Source organism: Flavobacterium sp., assembly GCF_044348915.1.
Lineage (GTDB): Bacteria > Bacteroidota > Bacteroidia > Flavobacteriales > Flavobacteriaceae > Flavobacterium.
This window is the reverse complement of sequence record NZ_JBIKRX010000146.1, coordinates 1-3,415: the sequence shown is the minus strand read 5'-3', so window position 1 is coordinate 3,415 and position 3,415 is coordinate 1. Positions and strand designations below refer to the sequence as shown.

Here is a 3,415-nt window from a genome sequence, read left to right as displayed (position 1 = left end):
TACTACAAATACAAGGTTCGATTACAATTCTTCCTTTACTTCAGCTTCAGGGGCATTTTTGAATACTGATTCAATTCCATTATCGCGAGCAGCAGCAGATTCGTACATTTCACTATTTCCAATTATTTGACCGTTTGAAGCTTTAAGGTTAAAATAAGGCTTTCCGTTTTTAGATTCCAATTTATCAAATCTATCAACCAATTGTGAATTTTTTCTAACCGATTCAATTCCGTTTTCACAAGCAGCTTTGGTTTTGTAACCTTCACTTGCAAGGATAACTTGACCATTTCCAGCCTTTAATACAAACTGAAATTCGTCATTTTTTCTTTTGCTAATTAAAAATGTTCCCATAAATACTATTGTTAAAGAATTAACACTCTGCAATTTACTAAAATAAATTAGCACTTTACGAATTTAGGTTATTTTCTACAGTATAACTCCACAAAAAAAGCCTCGAATTTCTTCGAAGCTTTTGCATTCTGGGTGGCTGACCGGGTTCGAACCGGCGACCCTCGGCACCACAAACCAATACTCTAACCAGCTGAGCTACAACCACCATTTTTAACGAGTGCAAATATAGTACTAAAGTTGGTTTTTGCAAAGAAAAATACCAAAAAATTATATCAAATCACTTAAACTATTGACTGCCAAATATCTTTCGACCGTAAAACCCTCAGCATAATCCGTTCCAATTAATCGTCCTAAATCCTTTGGACGATAATTGAGGCTTTCTAAGAAGTTTTTAGAAGCAATAGGCGTTTCAGGTTCATCAGAATTTGAATTGTAAAATTGCGAGCTATAAGCCAAGATGGCTTCCACTCGCTTCTCATTGAAACCCGTAATATCAACCACAAAATCCGGTGTCAAGTTTTTCCATTGCATATAATGATACACTAATTTTGGTCGCCAAGCCACTTGTATTTTTCCATTAATTTCAGTTTCAATTTTCATTAGTCCCGATAAAAAGCAAGCGTCCGAAACCAATTGACTGCCTTTACTGTGATCGATATGACGGTCGTCTATGGCATTGCAAATCACGATTTCTGGCTGGTACTTGCGAACCATTTGTATTATTTTCAATTGATGAGCTTCGTCATTAACAAAGAAACCATCGCGCATGTCTAAATTCTCTCGAACAGAAACACCAAGTATTTTTGCAGCCGCAGCAGCTTCTTGATTTCTAATCTCGACAGAGCCACGTGTACCAAGTTCACCACGAGTTAAATCAATAATTCCAACTTTCTTACCCAGTGAAATTTCTTTGGCAAGGGTTCCGCTGCAACCTAATTCTACATCATCAGGATGCGCTCCAAATGCTAATATGTCTAGTTTCATTTTCTGTTTTTGGTTAATTATATTTAAAATCAAAGGCAATTTGAATGGCAATGGCAATATCAATTAAAAATCTGCTCCCGAAAACTTTCGGGACTAAAATCTGAAATCTAACATTTTTTTCATCGTCAACGATTTGTTAACGCTTTCCTCCCATTCTTTTTCGGGAATACTGTCTTTTGTGATGCCACATCCCATAAACAAATAGGCTTTTGTCATTGCAAATTTCGACCTGTCCGACGTGGCGGAAGCAACCTCAATTTCCATACATCGCAAATTTACAAACAAATCTGTTTTCTCACCTATATTCAATTCACCTAGAAAACCAGTATAAAAAGTTCTATCATAATCCTCATTTTTTAATATAAAAGCTTTCGATTCATTCATTGGCAACCCACAAACCGCGGGTGTCGGATGCAATAATTGAATGATATTCTTTAAACCAAATTCAGACTTAAAATCTCCAGAAATATCTGTTTTGATATGCCAAACGCTTCCGGCTTTTATACTGTATGGTTTTGATACTTTTATTTCAGAAGCAATATTCTTCACTTTTTCAACAATATAATCGGTAACGAATTGTTGTTCTTCTTGCTCTTTATTTCGCCAAAGGACTTCGTTTGAACCCTTATCTTTTTGAGTTCCTGCCAATGCAATCGTTTCAAATTTACTACCAGCTGCTTTCAATAATTGCTCGGGAGTTGCTCCCAACCAAATTCCAACTTTAGGATGATAAAAACAGTAAACAAAAGTATTTGGGTATAAGTAAACCAACTTTTCGAAGGCAGTAATACTATCAAAATCGGCTAAATCAATAGATTCCTTTCGGGACAAAACCACCTTTTTGAACTGATTCATATTAATGGCTTGAATACCTTTAGTAACCAATTCTTCAAAACTGCTTTTACTCGAAGCAACAGAATTATCGGTTTCTAATTCCGAGACAACTACTTCCTTATTTTGAAAAATAGTACTGATTCTATCAGACTCATTTTCGGGTATTAAAAAAGCTTTACTTCCGTCGAAAGAGGCAAAAACAAAACCTTTATTGGTGAAATCATCACCAGGATATAAAGTATCATTTTTTTGAAAAAAGCCAATAACTTCGTCGGAATTGGGTTTGCAATAGAGCACAAAAGGAAAATCTTGCTCGAAATGAGTTTTTGCTATATCTAAAATATTTTCCATTACAACTCCTTGCTTTTCCTTTTTGGTAAAACCATAGTAGTGAGTTTACAAATTGAAATTAGCGCGTCATTTTCGTCGACTATCCTAATTTCCCAAAGATGAATACTACTTCCTTTGTGAATAATCCGAGCTGTAGCAGTCACTATTCCATTTCGTTTGGCTTTAACATGATTTGCGGAAATTTCTATACCACGAACTTCAGTATGTTCGCCGTTTGTAAATAAAAATGAAGCCGCACTTCCTACACTTTCTGCCAAAGCAACGGTAGCGCCCCCGTGCAGCAATCCCATTGGTTGGTGAACTGATGAATTTACAGGCATTGTAGCCGTTAGAAAATCTGGGCCGGCGTCAGTGTATTTTATATTAAGGGTCTGCATCAAAGTGTTTTCTGAAATAGAATTACAGTAATGTAGCATTTTTTCTTTGTCGAAAGTCATTGATTTTATTTTAAAAGTGTAAATCTATACGAATGATTTTGGGTTAAAAATACAATAATTTAGAAACAATAGAAATAGCAAAATTGTTTTCATTTTATAATATTAGTTACCAACTGACAGTTTTGGCTTTAGTCGAAAAATAATTTGCGTTTCCATTACTTCCTCCTTGATCGTTGCCGGTAGTCAATCTATAAAATGGTGCATTCCCCCAACTTGCTGGCTTATCATCGATTGACATATCCTCGCCAGTATCATTTGAAATATGATTTTGAATTAAATTTTTCCAAATAGAAATACGTTGCATACTTTTAGTTACATCGAACAAATCGGCTGTGTGTGCCCTGCATCCGCAGGACACACTCTGTAGTGTCGAAGGAAAATTCGAAAATACAAATTTCGGATTAAGAATCAAAATTATGGAGTGTTATTTTTCTAGAGGGTGCAAGTCCCTTATGGGC

The 3,415-nt window shown here is 35.6% G+C and carries 5 protein-coding genes and 1 tRNA gene; all 6 read right to left on the bottom strand.

The window, feature by feature from the left end; genetic code table 11:
- Positions 1-21 precede the first annotated feature (21 nt).
- Positions 22-351, bottom strand: a complete 330-nt coding sequence (locus tag ACIQ1E_RS14055; RefSeq protein ID WP_396171991.1) for a YegP family protein — start codon at positions 349-351, stop codon at positions 22-24.
- Positions 352-482: 131 nt separating this feature from the next.
- Positions 483-556 (bottom strand) — tRNA-His (locus ACIQ1E_RS14050).
- Positions 557-618: 62 nt separating this feature from the next.
- Positions 619-1,335: a bacillithiol biosynthesis deacetylase BshB1 gene (gene bshB1, locus ACIQ1E_RS14045; RefSeq protein WP_396171989.1), complete on the bottom strand. Its 717-nt coding sequence runs from the start codon at positions 1,333-1,335 to the stop codon at positions 619-621.
- Between the two features lie 93 nt (positions 1,336-1,428).
- A complete protein-coding gene (locus ACIQ1E_RS14040; RefSeq protein ID WP_396171988.1) occupies positions 1,429-2,520 on the bottom strand; it encodes an isochorismate synthase in 1,092 nt (363 codons plus the stop codon).
- A complete protein-coding gene (locus ACIQ1E_RS14035) occupies positions 2,520-2,957 on the bottom strand; it encodes a PaaI family thioesterase (protein WP_396171986.1) in 438 nt (145 codons plus the stop codon). Before ACIQ1E_RS14035 ends, ACIQ1E_RS14040 begins: the two co-directional genes overlap by 1 nt.
- A 106-nt stretch (positions 2,958-3,063) precedes the next feature.
- Complete coding sequence (locus ACIQ1E_RS14030; RefSeq protein WP_396171985.1) at positions 3,064-3,261, bottom strand: hypothetical protein; 198 nt, start codon at positions 3,259-3,261, stop codon at positions 3,064-3,066.
- Positions 3,262-3,415: the final 154 nt, after the last annotated feature.